Consider the following 21,026-nt stretch of genomic DNA (forward strand, 5'->3'; position numbering starts at 1 on the left):
AAATGCAAAATACACAAAAAAGAAAGGGTATTATCCTTGCTGGTGGTTCAGGCACACGTCTGTACCCAGTAACTATGGCCGTAAGTAAACAACTACTGCCAATTTACGATAAGCCAATGATTTACTACCCGCTAAGCACACTGATGCTAGCAGGTATTCAAGAAATCTTGATCATTAGTACGCCTCAAGACACCCCACGTTTTGAGCAACTGCTTGGTGATGGTAGCCAATGGGGTTTGTCACTGGAGTATGCAGTGCAAGAGTCACCAGATGGTCTAGCGCAAGCATTTATTATCGCAGAAGAGTTCTTAAACGGTGCACCGAGTGCATTGGTACTGGGTGACAACATCTTCTACGGCCACTCACTACAAAAGCAATTGGCGGAAGCGAGCAACCAAGATTCGGGTGCAACCGTATTTGCTTACCATGTTCATGATCCCGAGCGCTACGGTGTTGTGGAATTTGATGACGAAGGTACAGCTGTTTCTCTAGAAGAAAAACCAGAAGTACCGAAGAGCAACTTCGCGGTTACTGGCCTTTACTTCTACGATGAGAAAGCGGTAGAGCGTGCGAAGAGCTTAAAACCTTCAGCTCGTGGCGAGTTAGAAATCACTGACCTAAACCGAATTTACCTAGAGTCCGGAGAGCTTTCTGTTGCTAGAATGGGTCGTGGCTATGCTTGGCTAGATACAGGTACTCACGAGAGCCTGATTGAAGCAACAAACTTTATTCAAACGATCGAGCATCGCCAAGGTTTGAAAGTTGCAGCGCCGGAAGAGATTGCCTACCGTATGGGCTTTATCGATGCAGATCAAGTACGTAAATGTGCAGCTCCGTTGGCAAAAAATGCTTATGGCCAATACCTACTGCGCATGCTAGAGGAATAAGCATGAAAGTTATCCCTACTGAAATCAAAGATGTATTCATCATCGAGCCGACAGTGTATGGTGATGATCGCGGTTTCTTTTTTGAAAGCTTTAACCAAGCACGTTTTGAAGAAGCGATCGGTCAAAAAGTCGAATTTGTTCAAGACAACCATTCTCGCTCAGTAAAAAATGTACTGCGTGGATTGCATTACCAAGAGCAACAAGCACAAGGAAAACTAGTACGTTGTGCAGTTGGTGAAGTACTGGATGTGGCAGTTGATATTCGTAAAGACTCAGAAACGTTTGGTAAAGTTGTTACCGTAAACCTGAGTGCAGAGAACAAACGCCAGCTTTGGATTCCTGCAGGCCTTGCACATGGCTTTAGCGTTCTTTCTGAGGTCGCTGAGTTTCTTTACAAGACCACTGATTACTACGCGCCTCAGTATGAGCGCAGCATTCGTTGGGATGATCCAGACCTAGCGATTGACTGGCAGCTAGAGGGTGAGCCCGCGTTGTCAGAGAAAGACAAGCAAGGCATCAGCTTTAGCTCCCTGAAATAAGATTAGAAGTGAGGCATTGCCTCACTTTTTTCTTTTTCGTTATAGAAAGTAGGCGAGTTATGCTTTTTGTAAATGCATCAAACACCATTGCGTCTTGATACCTATCAAAACACCCGCGGATACAAAAGATAGCCGAATAAAAGTGCAAATTCTGGTTAGATTTCGTATCATGCTCGCCTCTACAGAGAACCGAACACAAAGTCGAAAACAGGCAATTAGCCAATCTCTGAACGGAACAGATTCAGACAACATTATTAATATCGACTCGCAAATTTTGGCTAAAACATGTTTCCAACCAAAGAAAACCGTCAACTTTTCCGCACTATGGTGCGTCGAGAAGTCAAAGCAAAATACCAAGGTACATTACTAGGCTTCCTATGGAATCTTGTAACGCCTTTGATGATGCTTGCCATTTACTCCACTGTTTTCCTGACCGTATTTAAAGCAAAGTGGCATTTAACAGCGACAGAGCAAGCCGATTACGGTCTGATGCTGTTTGTGGGTATTTTAACCCATACCTATATGGCAGAAGTGCTAACCACAACCAGTAATGTGATTAGAAACAACAGTAACCTAGTGAAAAAGGTACGTTTTCCAGTTGCAATGCTGCCAATGATTTCCGTTTGTAGTGCAGGCGTGAACTATTTATTTGGTTTACTGCTTGCATTTGCCTACGGTGCATTCAACCACTACATTGCCGATTATACCTACATTATTTATTTGCCACTGGTCTTGTTAGTGTACGTTTGCACTTTGACCGCAATCGCATATTTAGTGTCAGCGCTTGGCCTATTCATTCGTGATGTGTCACAAATGATGCCGGTTTTGATCACAGTATTGTTATTTACGAGTACAGTCTTCTTCTCGGCGCAATCTGCGCCAGATGAGCTGGCACAAGTTTTGTATTTCAACCCAATAAGTCCAATAGCGGATGCAATCCGCAGCATCTTGTACGGTCAAATGCCAAATATGACACACCTATTCACTTTGGGTGTCGTGAGCATTGTATGTGGCTTTATGACCTACAAATTCTTCGGTCGTTTACGTCCGAGCTTTTCAGATATTTTATAAAATAACATGTTAAATGAGGGAATCATGCTTTTAGGTGAGCGACTCAAACAGAAGCAACTCATCTCGGATGAGGACATAGAACAAATTATCGCTCTTCAGGAACAAGCCCCGATAGGAAAGCGAGCTCGCTTTGGTGAGCTATGTGTTTCGCATGGCTTGTGTTCTGAGCAAGATATCCTCGCCGCGTTAAGTGAACAGCTAGAGTTACCTTTACTTGCCGATATTCTAGAGCAGCATTATGGCAGCGATCTGCCGCCGTCAGAGTTGGCATTGTCATTATATCCGGCTGAATGGTGGCAGCAGCGTCAAGCGTTCCCTCTTTTAAAAAACGACAACGAATTACTTGTTGCTCAAAGCGATATTTGGGATGACTTCGTATTTGAGTCATTGCTAAGAACGCACAACCTACATGTCATTCCAGTGTTGTGCTCGAACTACGAAATGCGTCAATTGCTCTCAACCATAGATGAGCAACAGACAACGGCAACCGCATTAACGGAGCAAGACAGCAGTTCGGCTCCTGTCGTTAAGTTTGTGAATGAATGTATTCAACGTGCAATCAAAGAGAACGCATCAGATATTCATTTTGAAGTAAACAAGCAACAATTCTCTGTGCGCTACCGTGTTGATGGGGTTTTACGTACCGTTGATCAGCCAGGAATGGCACAGCACTCAGCGATTTTATCGCGTATTAAGTTAATGGCGGGCTTGGATATTTCAGAAAAGCGTCTGCCACAAGATGGTCGTATCCGTGTTCGACTATCTGGCCTACAGGTCGATATTCGTGTTGCAACCACACCTACCGTTTACGGTGAGAATGCGGTGCTTCGTTTGCTTGCGAACGAGAAGCAAAGCCAAGAGCAGCAGCGCAAAGAGCTGGATATGCTGCCTGATCAAAAAGGCATTATTCAAGATATCTTGAGCAAGAAAACCGGTATTTTCCTGATAACAGGACCAACAGGTAGCGGTAAAACCACCTCCTTGTATACACTTCTTGGCCAGCTCAATGATGATCAAACTAAAATCATCACAGTAGAAGATCCGGTGGAATACCAAATGAAGGGGTTAACTCAAATCCAAGTCAACTCAGACATTGGTTTGAGCTTCGCTCACGTATTGCGTTCTGCACTTCGTCAAGACCCAGATATCATGTTGATTGGTGAGATGCGCGATAAAGAAACCTCACAAATCGCGATTCAGTCTGCGCTAACAGGTCACTTCGTACTATCAACGTTACACACCAATGATGCACCAAGCAGCTTTATTCGTTTGAAAGACATCGGCATTCCAGATTACTTAATTAAATCAACAGTAGTTGGCATCATGGCGCAGCGTCTTGTGCGTAAGTTATGCCCGCATTGTAAGCAAGTAGATGGACATGGTGAGCAAGCGGCTCAGTCACTTGGATACCAAGATGTTTACTCGCGTTGGGGGCATTTGTTACCACAACAAGTCACTTGGTACAAAGCGTGTGGCTGTGACCAATGTAATGGCACTGGTTACCACGGACGTCTGGCTATTTTCGAACTGTTAGGCTGGTCTGAGGAAGAAACAGCAGAGCTAGAAATGACAGAGTTACAGCAAGTCGCTAAAAAGCAGAACATGCGTAATTTACGTCAGGATGCCTTGATGCGAGCAGCATTAGGAGACACCACGCTAGAAGAAGTGCTACGTGTTGTAGGCTAAAGGATTAACCAATGAAGCAGTTTAAATACGTCGCACGCCGAAAAGACGGTTCATTGATCGACGGATGGCTACAAGCAGAAAGCGAGCAGCAAGCGAAACGGCAGTTGCAACAGCAGCAACGACAAGTTGTTATGTTGACTGAACAGCGCTCCAGTGGTGCGAAAAATCTAGGCCGTGAAACCCTGATCACCACATTGCGCGAACTCGCCACACTGCGAGAAAGTGGCATGCCGCTAGACCAGTGTATGCTTTCTTTGCTGGAAAACGTTGAAGACAAGCAAATGGAATTAGTACTTAAGCGTTTATACAGTGACATTGAGAGTGGCTCAAGCTTGTCCGAAGCCATTAGTGCTCAGCCCGATGCCTTCCCGTTTTACGTCTCTTCAATGCTACGTTTGGGTGAAGCAAGTGGTCAGCTAGGAGAGGCGCTATTTAGCATTTCTGAACGTATCGAGCGAGAAGAGAAGCTAGTAAGTGAAGTAAAGTCGGCATTGACCTACCCAGCGTTCCTGCTGGTTGTTTGTGTGGCGACGGTATTCTTCATGTTCCTCTATGTTATCCCGAACTTTGAGAATATGGTTCAAGGTGGAGGAGACGCCGGCGCACTTGGCACATTGCTAGATATTTCAGCATTTTTGAATGATAACCTAACTATTATTCTTATTTTAATGTCTGCATTGATTGGCGGAGTTTATTACAGCGCAAAGTATGGCAACCTCAAAGATTATGCTATGCAAACCTTATGCATAATCCCCATGTTTCGTAACCTCATCGATTCATGGAACATAGTTCAATTTTCCAGTAGTATGCAAAAGCTTTTGCAATCTGGAGTGGAACTTGTTGAGTCTGTAGAAATCACACTCAATAGCATTTCTGACACGCAATTAAGAAAGCGCTTAAACCACGTCGTAGTAAAAGTACGCGAGGGTAAAGGCCTTGCAGATTCACTTGCTGAATATCATGTATTTCCACCTATGGTTATTCGCCTCATTCATACCGGCGAGGCGGGGGCTTCTCTCGTGCCATGTTTCCGAGAAATACATAATTTGTATGAGCGTCGTCTCTCTAAAGGTTTGAAACAAATCCTTACCATACTAGAGCCCTTAGTGATTGTAATCATGGGGGGGATCGTAGGTAGTATTATGATCGTGCTGATATCTGGCATTATTTCAGTGAACAATATCAGCCTATAAAGAGGTAAAAAATGAATAACCAAAAACAACGTGGCTTTACGCTGATAGAGTTGCTAGTCGTACTTGTCCTAATCTCTTTGCTAGCTGGCTTGGTTGGTCCTCAACTGTTTAACCAAGTGGGTTCATCAAAAACTAAAGTGGCAGGCGCACAAATTGAACTGCTAACTTCAGCACTGAATACTTATCGTCTTGATATGGGTGAATACCCAAGCACTGAACAAGGCCTTGATGCGCTAATGGAAAACCCAGGCGATACCACTATGTGGAATGGCCCATACCTAGCGAAAGAAATCCCGCTTGATCCATGGAACCGAGCATACCATTACGAACTAAAACCAAATTATGAGTTCGCACTATACACCTTAGGCCGAGACAATAAAGCTGGTGGTGAAGGTGAAGATCAAGACGTTGGTATTAAGTAATGCCAACTAAGGTGCTGACGGCAAAAATCAAGAGTACTCGTGGTTTTACCATGATCGAGCTACTCGTTGTTCTTGCACTGCTTGGTGCAGTCAGCACCATTGTTGTCCCACAGCTTTGGGGCCAATACACTCGCTTCGCACAGCAGCAACAAGTTGAAAAATTCTGGGGAAAAGTTCGTGATCGAGCTGTGCTGCTACGTAAACAAGGGGAAAACTTCGTGTTTGAGCAGCAAAATCCTAAATGGCAAAAGCTCGCGGCTGAATACGACCTTACTTTACAAAAAAGTGACGTCATTATAGTCCGTGCGGATGGCTTTACTGCTGGTGGTACAATTAACCTTCAAGTGGAGTCAAAAGAAGCGTATTGGAAAATTGAAATAGCAACGCCAGATGGAACGGTTAACATTGCTCGCCGATAATTCACAAGCTCGTAAAACGCCTCAACGTGGTTTTACGTTAATTGAAGTTTTAGTCGCACTTGCGATTTTAGCCGCGGGTTTCTCTGTGATTTTCCAGATGTTTCAGCAATCGGGAATTACAGCAAACCGAATTCAACAAGTTCAGCATCGAGTCGATGTCGAGCAATCCATTTTTATGGAGTTGTCACATATCAACCCATCGGCAAATCAACAAGGTGTTGGCTCGCAAGGTGATATCACGTTTCAGTGGCGAGCAACACCAATTAGTCCTCTATTGAGGTTACGTAGCGAAGACAACACCAACCAGAATCATGTTCAAATATTTACGATTAATGTGGTCTATCAGGAAAAAAAAGTAGAGCGCAGTTTTGAATTTGATCAGATGGGGTGGGAGAGGAAAACCGGTGTATCCCGCTAAGCGTCATAGTAAAGGTTTCACACTGATTGAAGTACTTGTTGCACTGGTCGTGTTTTCTTCAGTCGTATCACTCGTCCTAATAGGTTTGGAGCAAGGCAGAAGCCAATGGGATAGGGCAATGAGATCTACGGATCAAAGCTATCATATGTTTCAACGTAAGCAATGGTTGCAACAGCTCTTTACTCAAGCAAACAGCGCGACATTTCAAATATCGTATGGTACTGAAGCGCCACACTTTTTAGGTACAGCTAACGACGTGTCGTTCATTAGCAATGCACCAATCATATCGGGTCCGGGCACATATGCGAGTGTTAACTTAACACTCGAAAGTCAGAGTAATGGGATGAGTCAGTTAGTATTTCGTCAGTGGCCATACAGTGACCCATACCTGAGTATTCCGCAGGAGGCGGCCGAGTCCAACACATTGGTATTGCTTAAAGACATTCAAAGTTTGGAGTGGGAGTATTACCTTGCACCGCGCGATGAGGCTACGCCGTGGGAAATCAAATACAACACCTTTAGACGTAGACCCGAAGGTTTATGGTCTCAGGAATATGATGCACGTTTTGAGCAAGAAGTGCCGCAGACGGTGAAACTTCATTTTACTCAAAATGGCAAAGAATACGTATGGCAGTTTTATCTACCAACAAAAACAGCGGCTTATAGCCAAGAAACTCGATTGAGTGTGTTCTAGATGAGAATTAATCGTCATCAAACAGGCGTCGTATTGCCGTTGACTCTTATTATACTCGCAATTCTCACAGCAATGGCGAGCGTGGTAATGGTGAGAGATCGAAACAAAGTCGCTGATACGGAAAACATGCGCGATCAATGGCAAGCAAGGCTAGAGATTCACAACGCAGAGCAACGTGTGTTTTACGCGATGTTGGCGGGAGAGCAACAACCTGGAGCCTATCAATTAGGTCAAACACTGTTGTTGACGGATGGAACACCAACCAAATTATCCAATGATGTTTGGGTATCGATTCAAGATCATGCGGGTTTAATGAGCCTACGTTTTATTGATCGTAAATTGCTTAGCGAATTATTTCGAGCATATTTAGGCCCAGGCTTTGATACCAATACAACACAAGCCATCATTAACTGGCAAACGCCGGGGGGACAGCTTCCTATTGATGCTGCAGTGCTGCCTAGGCAAGCTCTGTTTCGTAGTTTAGATGAGCTAATGCTGATCTCTGAAATTACACCTGAAATTTATAATGGTCGATGGAATATTGCGAGTGATGAGCCCTCACCAGAAATGGATGAGTTGAGGCCGCTACCTAAGTATGGATTAAGAGACTTGCTCACGCTTGGTGGGCAAGATCAACTGAACTATGCCGCAACGCCAGATATTCTACTACAAACGCTATATGGCTTTAATGCCGATGATATTGAAAGGCTAGATCGACTCAAAGCCAATGCAAACTGGCGAGGAGTCCAAAGTACTTTTCAGTCACTAGGCATGGCTTTTGGTGAGGGAAGTATGTCCCCAAGTGTGGATTACACTATCCGCTTCCAATATAAGGGAGTCCGAGCAAGAGGTGAATATGAGATATACGCATACTCACTTCCTGTGCCTCGTATATCGTGGTATTTTCCCGACCAATATCGTTATTTTACCCATACACAACCATAGGCAATAAGGTGATACATAAATTACAAAGGCAATGGTACGTTTGGCCTGAGCAAAGTCAGTTTGAACCCAAAACGGTCGAAAATGCACGTCAATGGGATAAAGTGATTGGCTTAGTACCTCAGTCTGTATGTCTCTTTAAGGTATTTTATTACCAAACCGAGCTGATACCACAAAGCGAGATCCGTCAGTGTGTGGATAACGAGTTAGAACAGCTAGTTGACTGGCAAGAATACCAATGTCATACGTGGATCAATAAAGTCCAAGATCGCTGGCAAGTTGCAGTTTGGTTTTGGGATAAAAGCGAGATTTCTTTTGCTCAGCCTGTAACGCATATCGTTCCTGCGATGGCGTGTGAGCTTGCGAAAGTCAATACACCTGAAGGCATACTGCTTTACACAGAAGGTCAAAATACTTCGGCACAGTCGTGGGCGATCACTTGGCAAGGTGGCAAAGTCATTGAGCAACTGTATCCAATGCGTTCACCACTACACCAGCGTACCGTGGCACAGCGAATCAGTGAGCAACAGCATGTTTACTCAAACCAGGACCACCATTCATTACTTCAAGGCGTCGAGCTAGCAAGCCTGAACCTAGTCCCTCGCTCTGCAGTGCTATCGGAAGGGAAATGTAGTAACCAGTTTGATCTGGATAATCCATGGCAATATTGGCGAACGTTATTGGCACTGCTGTTGGTTCTGCTTGCTTATATGGGAGCGGATGCCACTCTAGTGAGCTTCAAGCAAGGGCAAATAGAAGACGAAATTACCCAGTTACAACAAGAAACTTTCCAGCTTCAGCGCCTACGTGGCGAAGCTCAGGACACGAGTAAAGTACTGACCCAGATAGAGCTAGCGCAACTGCGACAAAGAGTACCAGTGCAGATCATTGAAGCGCTTACTACACAGCTTGCAAAAGACGTTGTCATAGAACGCTTAACATACAAGCCGGAGCGTATTGTGTTGCAAGGTACCATCCGAGATTCTCTGGGCCTGTTAGAAACGTTGTCGTCTCTAAAAGGAGTGAAAGAAGCACGATTGCTTGGCGAAGTCGTGCCAGTGGATGATGATAGACAAGAGTTCCGTGCAGAACTGATCTTGTTGGAGGCAGACCAATGGAAAAACTAAATCAGTTGCTGCAAGACTCGAACTTAAAAGAAGAGTTATCGAGTCCGGTTGTCCAGTGGGCAGGATTTTTCTGTGCCATCATCTTTGTTTGGTGGTTAGCGATCAGCCCATACACCGAGTGGCGTTCTCAAACTGTTGGGCAACTGGAGCAAAAAACATTGCAGCTTGAAAGGTTGCAACAGTTGAAGGCGAGCAGCGATGTCATTACTGACTCTATTACGCAACTGAAGGCAAATTACAAAGCTGCGGAGCAGTCCCTGATCAAGGAGCGCACCAATAGCCGTGCTATATCGGTCCAAGTGAATGCTTTTGAAGACGTATATCGCCCATTTGGACTAAAGTTCAGCGGCCGTCGTTTTGGTGAACCAGATGTCTATCCTTGGCTAGGTGAGAAAGTAGAATCGCAATGGCGCCTAGAAGGTGCATCGGACGATATTTTGTACATGCTATATGCATTAGCAAACCAACGTACCATCATTGAGCCCACATCGATTGAAATCAAACGTGGACGCACAACGCGTAATCAAACAGTGCCGAATTACGAAGTAGCGGTAGACATTCGCAGTTATCGTCAGCTACCGATCAGAGAACTGAAAATGAGAGCAAGACAATGATAGCGCAGACCAAAATAGTACTAGGTGCGGCGTCATTGGCCGTTGCATCTTTGGGAATGACCTACGTCAGTTTAACGCCTAGTAACAGTGCCGACGACTTACTCAGTGTGTCAGCATATCAATCAAAAGTGGACGCAGATCAGCCTCAGGCTCCAAGTGGCAATATATTCAAAGTGGATCGTGTGATTCGCGCTGTCGATGCCGACAAACAAGCTGAGCTTGATGCGGCAGCGCAAGCGGCAGAGGCCGCCCGCTCCGCGAAAGCAACACTCGGGGACTTTGTGATGGTCAGTATCGTCACCCAAGGTGAGCACACCTACGCTGTCTTCGTTGGTAAAGAGCAGCGAATTGCATTAGCCGAAGGTGAGTTTAATGATGCTATCGGTACATTAAGTTCAATTACAGGAAATCAAGCGACAACAACCGGAGTTGATGGCGCAGAGAAGCAGTGGCGACTGTTCCCAGTTGGTGATCTAACACCAAAAGAAGAGTCTCCAAACCAAGAGGAAACCACCACACAATGAACGGCCTATTGATGATGGAAAGGCGACATAAAAAAGCCCTGATGGCGGTAGCGATCAGTAGCCTGATGGCTGGCTGTGCTAACTTTGCTCCTTTACCACCAAACGTTTACTCACAGCCCCCATCGGTCAATGATCAAAATTCAGTCACTGTTATTGATGCTGATGCGAAAAAAGAAGACCAGCAAGAAGGTAAACTGAACGGTGGTTATGTTCAGGTAGATACCAGTATTCGTTCGGCTCCTCTACTACATGCATCACAGAAAAGCAGTGCTTCTGAGAACATTTTGGGCCTGCCAAAAGAACCCGTAAGCCTGAACGCCGATGGCCTGCCACTGAACCATTTCATCAACCTTGCATTAGGCGATGTGCTAGGCGTGAACTATGTGGTAGATACTGACTTAGCCAAAAAAACAACACCAATTACCATGCGTGTTAACCAACCTGTAGAGCCTTTGCGCTTGCTCGGGTTAGTTGAAGAGGTGTTACAAGTTAACGGCGTCGCACTCGCACTGGAAGACAACTTGATTAAGGTTATTCCTTCTAGCAAAACCAATAATCAAACGCCAAGCTTGATGAACCAAGCGGTTAAGCCTATGTTGCGTTATGGCAAGGTGGCGCAGTTGGTACCAATTTATTATCTGTCTATTAACCAAGCATCGAGCATGGCAAATAGCTTACTGCGTGAGGGTAATGGCGGAACCGTGTTGGTCCAAAACCATCTTAACTCTTTAATGGTCGTAGCTCGTCAGGATGATATTGAGCGTCTTGAAAAGTTACTTGCAGAGTTAGACGTACCAGCTAAGTCGTCAAACTATATGACGTTGATTAAACCAACGTACTCAACGGCAGGTGATCTTGCTAAAGAGTTAAAAGCAGCCCTAGATGCGGCTTCAATCCCCGCGACTATTGGTAGAGGTACGCACGGTGTGATTTTGTCGCAAATCAGCCCTGAGCAGTTGTTGGTTACATCAAGCACCAAAGCTTGGCTAAATTATGCTAAAGAGTGGATTAAGCGTTTAGACATCCCCAAACCGGTTGAAGGCACCCAAGGTGTTTATGCCTACTACATGAAAAACACCAAAGCGGCCGATGCATGGCAGATGGTAGAAGCGATATTTGGCGATGGTAAATCCAAGTCCAAACAACCAGAAACGCCGAGGCAAGATATTGTTGCATCTGCCCAAGAAGGTAGCTCGATTGCAGGTAATAAGGGATATCAGCCAAGACAAAGATCGGTGCAGCAAACCATGAGTGTGGTGTCTAAAGATTACCGTGTAGTGATCGACACCAAACGTAATGCTTTGATCTTTCAAGGCCAATACGCAGAGTATCAACGTTTAGTTGAATTGCTGAAATTCGTTGACCAACGTCCGCGTCAAGTGTTGCTGCAAGCAACAGTGGCCGAAGTTAAAGTAGAAGATGGCTTCACTTTAGGCACATCGTTTAACATTAAAAGCGGTGATATTACAGGTGGTACCAACGGTATTATAACTAATGCCGGCAACTTAAACCTAACGGGTGTATTTGGCGATGTTACTGCTGAGTTCACCGCCGCGATGGACAATGGTAAGGCGCAAATTCTTTCGAGCCCACGAGTCATTGCAATGGATCAAGAACCCGCACGAATCAGCATCGGTGAGCAGATTCAAGTAAAAACGGGTGAGGTGTCTGGTGGTGGTGATGACTCCAAAGCGACCATCACATATCAATATGTGGATGTAGGTATCACGCTCGATATTACCCCAACCATTAATCAAAACGGCTTGGTGGAACTCAGTATCAGCCAAGAGGTCAGTTCGCAAGGGGTGGCTTCTGGCGATAGCATCCCAATCAATAAGCGTTCACTCCAAACTCGTATGTTGGCAGACAGTGGCGACACCATTTACATGGGTGGCTTGATATCCAAAGATAACAACAACAGTGAGAAGAAGGTTCCTATTTTAGGTGATATCCCGGTAGTAGGTAACCTGTTTAAATATAAATCGGAGAAGCAGAACTCTACCGAGTTAGTGTTGTTGATTACGCCTTACGTGATCAATAGCCGTGATGAAGCCCAGTTCTATACCAAAGAGTTCAGGAATGTGACGGGTTGGGAAATGGTAGAAAGTCTACCTTATTAAATTAGAATAAAGCCCCTAAAAGGGGCTTTTTTATGCTTCATGCTTTTACTGTCTTATTTATTAATAAGGTGATAAGGAGTGAGGTTTTAATTAATTAGTCGTAAATATCCTCTTTTATTCGCGCAGACGAGTAACAAATTATTGTGTCAGGGGTCCCAAAAAGGAGGTATTGTTCAACTACGCAGGGAAAAATTCGCTATATTTTTACGGTTTTATTGGATGAAGTTTTGTACGTGCCACAGAGTAGTGTTGAGCTTTTTTTAATGGTCAAGAATTGTGAGATTGTCATATTCTTGACATTTATGTCATTCTTCTGACATGGGTTTGATATTTATATTTGAGCGATTGAATTTGTTTTAAAGCCAATAAAATCAAATGTTTAGATATTTATTGTTAAATGCTAATCAAAAGCATCATGTTTAAAACCATGAGCAAGAAAAATGGCGAGATAAAAAACACAAAATGGCGAATATTTGAACGATTTGGGTGGTGTGTTTTTTTTTGTGATTAAAATCACTCTCATTTTTCCTTGAATTAAGAGAAAAACGTCTCACTGTCACACTTTTTCCATTGACTTTATTTGTACTTCTAATAAAAATAGCGAGTGCGCACTTCGGGGCGCGATCTTTAAACTAATGCTTCGCAAGTTGGCTGAACTTTCTACTACTTAGCGGTGGAGACAGGAAAGCGCGAAGTATGGTGCGACGAACAGTGCACCGAAGTTGATCAAAAATCACCTTCCTAAGATGTCGGTGAGAATAATATGGATCCAAACTAAGGATATAAATAACATGTTAAAGAAAACGCTTCTTGCTGCTTCAGTAGCAGCATTCGCAGCAGCACCAGCAATGGCTGATGTAACACTATTTTATGGTAACAACACTGCTGATACAGAAGTAAACACAACGTATCTAGCATCAGTAACTAAGCAACCTGTACTTAGTTTCTCTACTGCTGAAGAACAAGTTGGCGCTCGTTTCGGCGTAACTGGCGATCTTAAGCAAAACGGTTTTATCACTATCGAACTAACGGGTGATGCAACATTTAATGAAAACGAAGTTCGTCAGTGGCTGACAGACATTGATGCTGCTGATGCAGACAGCCTAGATATTACTATCGGCTTGGATCTATACCAACAAACTGTTGCAAACAACGCTCTGACTGGTGTACCTACTGCTGTAGTGAACCCTACTCTAAGTCAGATTTTCAAAGTAATTCCAGCGTCTTCTGGCTACCAGCTAGATTACGCGATCGATTTAGATGGCAAACGCCTTCGTTTGGCACTTAAGCAAACTATCGGTTCATTTGATGATTTGATCGCGCTTAGCGCTCCAAAAACTGCAGCAGAGGTTGATACCGCTGCAGCAGCTAACGTTGCTCTTGCTGCTGACGTAGCGGCACTAGCTACAGCTGGTGTAACAGGTACTCTTGTTGATGGTGATGGTTCAACAACGACTGGTTACAAATTCTCAGATACTTCAGGCACAGCAACAACAGCAGCAGAAAAAGTTGCTTACATCCGCGCTAACGCTACTGGTGGTACTGATGATACTTACCTAGAAGGTCTTGCTGGTTTCGCAGAAGGTGATTCAACAGTTGCAGCTGCAGGTACTACAACTAACTTCGATTTTGCTAACGCTAACCAAATCTTCAACCTGAAGACTGGTAGTTCAGATGTTAAAGCTAAAATCGGTGCATTGAAGAACGCGTCATACTCTGCTGATCCTAAATCTACAGGTAGTCTATTCCAGTTAGGTGAACTATTTAAGCTAGCTCTAACAGATGCAGACTCTTACGGTAAAGCGACAGCTCTTGTTTCTACAGGGTTTACTGGTGTGTTTGCGGGTTCTAACGCTGGTACAGTTGTAAATGATCTAGACATCTCAGCAGATGGTCTGAAACTTATCAACCGTACGTCTAACCAGAACATTCAGTTGAACAAAGTTCGTTTAACTCTAAACGGTGACCTATCTGCGTTTGCAGCTGACGATTCTGGTATGCTTCTAACTAAATCAGGCACTACTTCTGATTGGAAACTGAGCTCAGACAAGAAATCAGCAACAGCTCTAGCTAATGTAGGCACAGGTGGTTCTTCTGGTGTTCTACAAGGTGAAGATGATCGTTTAGCAAGCGTTGCATTTACTACACTTGAAGATCTATATGTAGCAACAGACAACGATATCCCAGTAGAAGCGCAAGTTATCTCAATGACTGCTTCTATTCTAGGTGCAGAGCAAGATACTTTCGAAAACTACTCTAACACTCTAGAACAACTGTTCTTGATCACTCGTGACGGTCTGAAGTTCGATACTATCCTAACTGGTACAACTTCTTCTAACACTGTTCACATTCGTGACGTATCTGGTAACCTTCCTGTTGAAGGTGGTAAGATTTACGTGACTGTATGGGAATACGACGCACACGAAGCTGGTGAAAACGCAGAGCGTAACGTTCTTGCAGAGCGTGAAGAGCTAGCAGTTAAGCTACCTTCAAACGGTGCTGTAACTCTATCTCCAGCAACTATCGCTGCTCAACTAGGCATCGAAGTAGCTCCAGCTCGTCAAGCACGTATGCTATTCGAAGTTGAAACTAACGTTGGTGAAGTAGCTGTTAAGAAATCTGACGGTAAAGGTACTGACATCCAAGTTGGTTCTCAAGCTCAAGAGAAAGAGATCGTTGACTTCACTCTATAATAGAGTTTAGTAACTTTTGTCCAAAAGGAGCCTTCGGGCTCCTTTTTTAATGTCTGCGTTTCAGTAAGGTGACTCTTCCAGCGTATTTATGACGGTAAATGCGCAAATTTACTTCTCATTGACCTCACCGTTTTGCAAAGCGTTCTGTTTTTGCTCATAATACTCCCCCCTAATCGCAATAAATTACCCCGATGGTTATATCCGTTTCTCAACTCAGTAAAAGCTTTTCTCTTGCTAACCGCCCTTGGCAGCGCTTGCGCCAAGCATTGTGGCCAAAAGCAAGTGACGAGCGCTTTTACGCCCTAAAAAACATTAACTTTTCTGCTAAGCAAGGGGAAACCGTTGGTATTGTTGGTCATAACGGCAGCGGGAAATCGACCTTATTGCAGCTGATTTGTGGTGTTATGCAACCCGATCAAGGTGATGTCTCTATTCAAGGGCGAGTCGCGGCGCTCCTAGAGCTAGGCTCTGGTTTTAATCCTGAATTTACTGGTCGCCAAAACGTTTATTTCAATGCGCAACTGCTAGGTTTGAGTAAGGCAGAAGTGGCCGAGAGATTTGATGATATTCTCGCTTTTGCTGACATTGGTACCTTTATCGATCAGCCAGTAAAAAGCTACTCCAGCGGTATGATGTTGCGTTTGGCCTTTTCTGTTGTCATGCACATTGATCCCGACATCCTTATTGTCGATGAGGCTCTTGCGGTGGGCGACGATGCGTTCCAACGTAAATGTCACGCTAAGCTGCGTCAATTACAGGCAAAAGGGGCGACATTGCTGTTCGTTTCTCACTCTGCAGGTCAAGTTATTGAACTGTGTGATCGCGCAGTACTGCTCGATCATGGCGAGTTACTTATGGAAGGGACACCTAAGCAAGTAGTCCAGCAGTATCACAAGTTATTGCATATGCATGGCCCAGAGCGTGAAACGTATCGTCAGCAAATCAAAGATGGTTTACGTGAGCAGACAGAAACCAAACCGAAGAAGAAGCAACTTGCGGTAAGCAAAGGGGCATACGATCCAAATATTCAGCCTGTTTCTACAGTATGGTATCAAAGTCAAGGTGCCGTTATCAGTGAGCCTCATATTGAAAATCTAGATGGTGAAGCGGTCAATCTGCTCACTGCTGGCGAAGAGTACGACTACGTTTATCAGGTGCATTTCGAGCGTGAAGCGTTTGAAGTTGGTGGCGGTATGATGATCAAGACTGTTTCTGGGTTAGAAATCGCGGGTGCAACGAGCACACGCAATCATCAAATGCGTATTCCTTACGTTGCTGCAGAACAGACGATAGAGATGCGCTTCCGTTTCTCATGTAATCTGCCAAATGGATCGTACTTCCTTAACTGTGGTTGTTCTGCATTAGTTGAAGGTGAACGTCAGTTCTTACATCGTGGTGTAGATGCGGCAATGTTTACCGTGATTGAGCAAAGCAGCCATGTGACGGGAGCAGTAGACTTAGTGAAAAAGATCACGTCTAAGCCTTTGGTGACAGAGGGCTCTCATGCGTCCTAATCTATTTATTATTGGTGGACAAAAGTGTGGCACCAGTGCGTTAGCCCATTTCATCGCTCAGCATCCCGATATCTGCTTAGCTCAAGGTAAAGAGGCACATATACTTGATCATCCAGAGTACCTCAATAAAGAGGGACAAGTGTGTGTGAGCGACGCTGTTTTAGACCAAGCCTACGCCGAGAAATTTACGCATGCGAATGGAGAGCGCTACTTATGCGATGCAACGCCAATCTATGCCTACTGGAATCAGGTGTTACCAAAGTTGGCTGAATATCAACCCAATGCTAAAGTCATTTTTATGTTGCGTGATCCAGTTGAAAGGGCGATCTCACAATATACTATGGAGAGTAAGCGAGGCTTCGAGAGTGAATCAATGCTGAAAGCCTTTCTTAAAGAGCCATCGCGCCTTCGAGCTGCTCAACATGACTACAGTTGGCATTCATCGCTTCGCACGCACTCTTACCTAGACCGAGGTCATTTTAGCCAGCAGTTGGCGGAGATAAAGCGCCATTTTGGTGAGAACAATGTCTTAGTTATGCACAATGATGAGCTGCGCCACCATCATCAACAGGCCATGCAGCGCATCTTTGATTTTTTACAAATTGAGAGTGTGGCGATAGCAGCGGAATCAGTGTTTGCCGGGCAATACGCCTCCCCAAGCATAGGTGAAAGACTCGCCAAGTTATACGCCCAAGCCAAATTACATAAAGAGCAGAAGTTTGTACGCCAATATGCGACAAAACTGCCAAGCAAATCAGAATAACGAGTATCGAATATATGTCGAAAAACACTGAGCAAACGTCGGTAGAAACAAGCCAGAACAAATCGGTAGTGATTGTTCTAGGCATGCACCGTAGTGGTACGAGCGCACTGACTAAAGCCCTACAAGTTATTGGGGTTTCATTAAGTGAGAACTTAATGCCTGAGGGGGAATTTAACCCTAAAGGTCACTGGGAAGATATTGATGTCGTTAGTATCAACGATAAGCTTCTGGCACATTATGGCAACGTCTGGTTCAGTGCTACTCAACCAGAGATAAACCTTGATGATCAATATGTTCAATTGCTTCTGGGTGAAGCGGTTAACATGGTTCAGCAACGAGTTGAAGAGTTTAACCTTTGGGGCTTTAAGGATCCTCGTACTTCTCGTTTACTTATGTTTTGGCAAGAAGTATTCAAGCGTGCCGGTGTACAGGCTAAGTATGTCTACGCATTGCGTAACCCTTTAGATATTGCTCGCTCGTTGGCTCGTCGTGATGGGATCAATCATCGTCAGGGCTACTTATTGTGGCTTTGGCACACACTACCAAATTTAAATTTATTGCAATCCGAGAATGTGTCTTGGGTTGGTTTTAATGAGCTACTTTCTCAGCCTAGAACGGTGATTGCTAAGTTACAACAGCAATTAGAGTTAGACTCAGTATCAACAGAAAACGTTGATAAGTTCTGCGATTCTTACATTGACCCATCCTTAAGCCATAGTAATGCCCAACTGAGCGACCTTTATCAAGATACTGAGCACTTTGAACCAGTATTGAGTCTTTACGAGGCGATGGAGAAGTTCAGCCAAGGTTCGCTGACGTTGGAGCAATGGCTAAATGAAGAGCAGGCAGATAACGCTCACCGAGACTTTCAAAGTGCATTCTCGGAACAGTGGAAATGTCTAGCTGAAGAGCTGAATCAATCTGCATTTAAAAATCATGCTTTGCTGTATCATGCGAATATTCGTAACGATCAGTTAATAGATGATTCCCGCAACAAGCAAGCTGAGCTACAGAATGAGCTTGAAAAAGTTCATGCTATTGTTAACGAGAAAGAACATTGCTTAATTGAGATGAACCAAAAGTTGGTAGAAACCAGCGATGCTTTTGTTGCACATAAGAAAGCGCTTGAAGAATTACGCCCTGAACTAAAAAAAGTGCATCATGAATTAGAAAAAGCACACCTAAGTTTGCATGAGAAAGATGTTCAGATCGCGACACTCAATGAACTTAAATTTGTGGTGCGTGAGAAGGAATCGCAAATAGCGATGCAGCAAAACCAAGCTCAAGCACTAGAGCAACGAGTGGCTGAACTGGAACACCGCAATGCAAATTCAGAGCAATGGGCATACTCGCTGCAAGCTGCAGTCGCTGAAATGCAAAACTCAACATCTTGGAAGCTAACTTCGCCGATACGTGCAATTCGTCCTGTGCTTTCGATGCCAATTAAAGTGGCCAAGCGTGGAGTTGGCTTTGTTAGGCATCATGGTGGCGTTCAGAATACCTGCCGCAAAGCGTGGGGTGTTTACCAACGTGAAGGGCTGAAAGGTTTGCTTAGCCGTGGTCAATACCAAGCGGCTCAAGCCGTAGAGCCGACAGGTGAACCACTGATCGATTACGGTCAATGGCTTGAAAAGTATGGTCAGTTGTCTGCCGAGCAAACGCAGCAAGTATCAGCACGTATTGCAAGCTTAGAAAATAAGCCGAAAATCTCTGTCTTGATGCCTGTATATAATGCACCAGTAAACTACTTGCGTGAAGCGATCGAATCAGTGACCGCTCAGCTTTACCCTGAGTGGGAGCTATGTATTGCCGATGATGCGTCACCAAACCAAGAAGTGCGTGATGTACTGCGTGAGTACGCGCAACAAGATAGCCGAATAAAAGTGGTAGAACGTGAGCAGAATGGTCATATCTCCGAGGCAACCAACAGTGCGCTTGAAGTCGCAACAGGTGAATACATCGCCTTAATGGATCATGATGATAAGCTGCCAAACGATGCTCTTTACTGGGTGGCAGAAACAATTCTAGCGAACCCGGAAGCGGCATTGATTTACAGTGATGAAGACAAGATCACTGCAGATGGTGCAACCCGCTATGATCCAAACTTTAAACCTCAGTGGAATCCAGAACTGCTGCTAAACCAGAACTGTATTTCGCATTTAGGCGTTTACGAAACTGAGTTGGCAAAAGAAATCGGAGGCTTCCGTAAGGGCTTTGAGGGAGCGCAGGATTGGGATTTTGCGCTGCGTTTTACAGAGAAAGTAGAACGCGAGCACATCATCCATATTCCACGTATTCTTTATCACTGGCGTGCAATTGAAGGCAGTACAGCGGTTGATGGTGATGAAAAACCTTATGCTTTAATTGCGGGTTTGAAAGCCGTACAAGAACACTGTGACCGAATGGCGATCAAAGCCGAAGTGGTTGAACATCCAGAGCGTCACTATGCTCGAGTTAAATACGAGATCCCAACACCTCAGCCAATGGTAAGTATGATCATTCCAACACGTAATGGTTTGGACGTACTTTCTGTGTGTATCGACTCTATTTTGGAAAAGACGACTTACCAGAGCTACGAGATCATCATTGTAGACAATGGCTCAGACTGCCCAGACACCTTAGCGTACTTAGAGAAACTCCAGCAAGAGAACAGCAATGTAGTTGTGCTGCGTGATGATAGCCCATTCAACTATTCTGCGCTGAACAACAAAGCAGCAGCGATTGCGAAAGGTGAGATCTTAGCGCTGGTGAACAATGACGTAGAAGTGATCACGCCTGATTGGTTAACGGAAATGGTTGGTCATGTTATCCAACCACAAAACGGAGCGGTTGGCGCTCGTCTTTGGTACCCAGATGATACGTTACAACATGGTGGTGTGATTATGGTGGGGGGCGTTGCTGGCCATGCACATAAACACTTGCCAAAAGGTTTACCTGGATACGGCTGTCGTGCGATTGTTTCGCAAAACTACTCTGCAGTAACGGCAGCCTGCCTACTGGTTCGTAAAGAGGTGTTTGAACAAGTCGGTGGTTTGAATGAGAAAGATCTGACCGTGGCATTTAATGACATCGATTTCTGTTTGAAAGTACAAGAAGCGGGTTATTTCAATGTGTGGACACCATATGCAGAGTTGTACCACTACGAATCGAAAACTCGTGGTTTTGAAGATACGCCAGAGAAACAAGCACGTTTTGCCAAAGAAGTGCAGTACATGCGTGGCCGTTGGGCGAATGTCTTGGATGCAGATCCATGCTACAACCCGAACTTAACCATGGCTCGTGAAGATTTTTCACTGGCGTTTGAGCGCCGAGTTTAGATTTTCACCATAACGGAAAATAGCAAAAGCACTGTATTGGCAGTGCTTTTTTATTGCTTAGAAGTTGCGTTAAATACGGTTTA

At 44.6% G+C, this 21,026-nt stretch carries 18 protein-coding genes; all 18 read left to right on the top strand.

What is annotated here, in order from left to right; genetic code table 11:
* Positions 1-2 precede the first annotated feature (2 nt).
* The 18 genes from rfbA to KIV41_RS00860 all read left to right on the top strand — a co-directional run bounded on the left by rfbA (position 3) and on the right by KIV41_RS00860 (position 20,943).
* The gene (gene rfbA / locus KIV41_RS00775; protein WP_038883490.1) at positions 3-887 is read left to right on the top strand and encodes a glucose-1-phosphate thymidylyltransferase RfbA; all 885 of its coding nucleotides are present in this window, start codon (positions 3-5) and stop codon (positions 885-887) included.
* 2 nt (positions 888-889) lie between these two features.
* On the top strand, positions 890-1,426 hold the full coding sequence (gene rfbC / locus KIV41_RS00780; RefSeq protein WP_010445186.1) for a dTDP-4-dehydrorhamnose 3,5-epimerase: 537 nt from the start codon (positions 890-892) through the stop codon (positions 1,424-1,426).
* Between the two features lie 285 nt (positions 1,427-1,711).
* Entirely contained in the window at positions 1,712-2,497 is a 786-nt protein-coding gene (locus KIV41_RS00785; protein WP_010445188.1) for an ABC transporter permease, read from the top strand.
* A gap of 24 nt (positions 2,498-2,521) precedes the next feature.
* Positions 2,522-4,183 carry a GspE/PulE family protein gene (locus KIV41_RS00790; protein ID WP_285335519.1) on the top strand — a complete coding sequence of 554 codons (1,662 nt, stop codon included), beginning with the start codon at positions 2,522-2,524 and terminating at the stop codon, positions 4,181-4,183.
* An 11-nt stretch (positions 4,184-4,194) separates the two neighbouring features.
* The gene (locus KIV41_RS00795; RefSeq protein WP_038883497.1) at positions 4,195-5,376 is read left to right on the top strand and encodes a type II secretion system F family protein; all 1,182 of its coding nucleotides are present in this window, start codon (positions 4,195-4,197) and stop codon (positions 5,374-5,376) included.
* 11 nt (positions 5,377-5,387) lie between these two features.
* Complete coding sequence (gene gspG / locus KIV41_RS00800; RefSeq protein ID WP_072604277.1) at positions 5,388-5,798, top strand: type II secretion system major pseudopilin GspG; 411 nt, start codon at positions 5,388-5,390, stop codon at positions 5,796-5,798.
* Positions 5,798-6,217, top strand: a complete 420-nt coding sequence (locus KIV41_RS00805) for a prepilin-type N-terminal cleavage/methylation domain-containing protein (RefSeq protein ID WP_285335520.1) — start codon at positions 5,798-5,800, stop codon at positions 6,215-6,217. The genes gspG and KIV41_RS00805 overlap by 1 nt, the downstream gene beginning before the upstream one ends.
* Positions 6,189-6,635, top strand: coding sequence for a type II secretion system protein (locus KIV41_RS00810; RefSeq protein WP_252041501.1), 447 nt, complete (start codon positions 6,189-6,191; stop codon positions 6,633-6,635). Before KIV41_RS00805 ends, KIV41_RS00810 begins: the two co-directional genes overlap by 29 nt.
* Positions 6,622-7,329, top strand: a complete 708-nt coding sequence (locus tag KIV41_RS00815; protein WP_252041503.1) for a prepilin-type N-terminal cleavage/methylation domain-containing protein — start codon at positions 6,622-6,624, stop codon at positions 7,327-7,329. The genes KIV41_RS00810 and KIV41_RS00815 overlap by 14 nt, the downstream gene beginning before the upstream one ends.
* Positions 7,330-8,274, top strand: coding sequence for a hypothetical protein (locus KIV41_RS00820; RefSeq protein WP_285335521.1), 945 nt, complete (start codon positions 7,330-7,332; stop codon positions 8,272-8,274).
* A gap of 8 nt (positions 8,275-8,282) precedes the next feature.
* Positions 8,283-9,398: a hypothetical protein gene (locus tag KIV41_RS00825; RefSeq protein WP_285335522.1), complete on the top strand. Its 1,116-nt coding sequence runs from the start codon at positions 8,283-8,285 to the stop codon at positions 9,396-9,398.
* Positions 9,386-10,012, top strand: coding sequence for a hypothetical protein (locus KIV41_RS00830; RefSeq protein ID WP_252041506.1), 627 nt, complete (start codon positions 9,386-9,388; stop codon positions 10,010-10,012). Before KIV41_RS00825 ends, KIV41_RS00830 begins: the two co-directional genes overlap by 13 nt.
* Positions 10,009-10,536: a hypothetical protein gene (locus KIV41_RS00835; protein ID WP_252041507.1), complete on the top strand. Its 528-nt coding sequence runs from the start codon at positions 10,009-10,011 to the stop codon at positions 10,534-10,536. The genes KIV41_RS00830 and KIV41_RS00835 overlap by 4 nt, the downstream gene beginning before the upstream one ends.
* A complete protein-coding gene (locus KIV41_RS00840; protein ID WP_285335523.1) occupies positions 10,533-12,656 on the top strand; it encodes a secretin N-terminal domain-containing protein in 2,124 nt (707 codons plus the stop codon). The genes KIV41_RS00835 and KIV41_RS00840 overlap by 4 nt, the downstream gene beginning before the upstream one ends.
* Before the next feature lie 791 nt (positions 12,657-13,447).
* The gene (locus KIV41_RS00845; RefSeq protein ID WP_285335524.1) at positions 13,448-15,349 is read left to right on the top strand and encodes a cell surface protein; all 1,902 of its coding nucleotides are present in this window, start codon (positions 13,448-13,450) and stop codon (positions 15,347-15,349) included.
* Between the two features lie 191 nt (positions 15,350-15,540).
* A complete protein-coding gene (locus KIV41_RS00850) occupies positions 15,541-16,863 on the top strand; it encodes an ABC transporter ATP-binding protein (RefSeq protein ID WP_285335525.1) in 1,323 nt (440 codons plus the stop codon).
* A complete protein-coding gene (locus KIV41_RS00855; protein WP_285335526.1) occupies positions 16,853-17,626 on the top strand; it encodes a sulfotransferase in 774 nt (257 codons plus the stop codon). The genes KIV41_RS00850 and KIV41_RS00855 overlap by 11 nt, the downstream gene beginning before the upstream one ends.
* A 14-nt stretch (positions 17,627-17,640) precedes the next feature.
* Positions 17,641-20,943 carry a glycosyltransferase gene (locus KIV41_RS00860; protein ID WP_285335527.1) on the top strand — a complete coding sequence of 1,101 codons (3,303 nt, stop codon included), beginning with the start codon at positions 17,641-17,643 and terminating at the stop codon, positions 20,941-20,943.
* Positions 20,944-21,026 lie beyond the last annotated feature (83 nt).

It is taken from the genome of Vibrio sp. D401a, from assembly GCF_030248515.1.
GTDB lineage: Bacteria > Pseudomonadota > Gammaproteobacteria > Enterobacterales > Vibrionaceae > Vibrio > Vibrio rotiferianus.

Bases quoted from the DNA above. Each gene is read 5' to 3' on its own strand.
- rfbA (WP_038883490.1), top strand. From the start codon at position 3: ATGCAAAATACACAAAAAAGAAAGGGTATTATCCTTGCTGGTGGTTCA.
- rfbC (WP_010445186.1), top strand. From the start codon at position 890: ATGAAAGTTATCCCTACTGAAATCAAAGATGTATTCATCATCGAGCCG.
- KIV41_RS00785 (WP_010445188.1), top strand. From the start codon at position 1,712: ATGTTTCCAACCAAAGAAAACCGTCAACTTTTCCGCACTATGGTGCGT.
- KIV41_RS00790 (WP_285335519.1), top strand. From the start codon at position 2,522: ATGCTTTTAGGTGAGCGACTCAAACAGAAGCAACTCATCTCGGATGAG.
- KIV41_RS00795 (WP_038883497.1), top strand. From the start codon at position 4,195: ATGAAGCAGTTTAAATACGTCGCACGCCGAAAAGACGGTTCATTGATC.
- gspG (WP_072604277.1), top strand. From the start codon at position 5,388: ATGAATAACCAAAAACAACGTGGCTTTACGCTGATAGAGTTGCTAGTC.
- KIV41_RS00805 (WP_285335520.1), top strand. From the start codon at position 5,798: ATGCCAACTAAGGTGCTGACGGCAAAAATCAAGAGTACTCGTGGTTTT.
- KIV41_RS00810 (WP_252041501.1), top strand. From the start codon at position 6,189: ATGGAACGGTTAACATTGCTCGCCGATAATTCACAAGCTCGTAAAACG.
- KIV41_RS00820 (WP_285335521.1), top strand. From the start codon at position 7,330: ATGAGAATTAATCGTCATCAAACAGGCGTCGTATTGCCGTTGACTCTT.
- KIV41_RS00830 (WP_252041506.1), top strand. From the start codon at position 9,386: ATGGAAAAACTAAATCAGTTGCTGCAAGACTCGAACTTAAAAGAAGAG.
- KIV41_RS00835 (WP_252041507.1), top strand. From the start codon at position 10,009: ATGATAGCGCAGACCAAAATAGTACTAGGTGCGGCGTCATTGGCCGTT.
- KIV41_RS00840 (WP_285335523.1), top strand. From the start codon at position 10,533: ATGAACGGCCTATTGATGATGGAAAGGCGACATAAAAAAGCCCTGATG.
- KIV41_RS00845 (WP_285335524.1), top strand. From the start codon at position 13,448: ATGTTAAAGAAAACGCTTCTTGCTGCTTCAGTAGCAGCATTCGCAGCA.
- KIV41_RS00850 (WP_285335525.1), top strand. From the start codon at position 15,541: ATGGTTATATCCGTTTCTCAACTCAGTAAAAGCTTTTCTCTTGCTAAC.
- KIV41_RS00855 (WP_285335526.1), top strand. From the start codon at position 16,853: ATGCGTCCTAATCTATTTATTATTGGTGGACAAAAGTGTGGCACCAGT.
- KIV41_RS00860 (WP_285335527.1), top strand. From the start codon at position 17,641: ATGTCGAAAAACACTGAGCAAACGTCGGTAGAAACAAGCCAGAACAAA.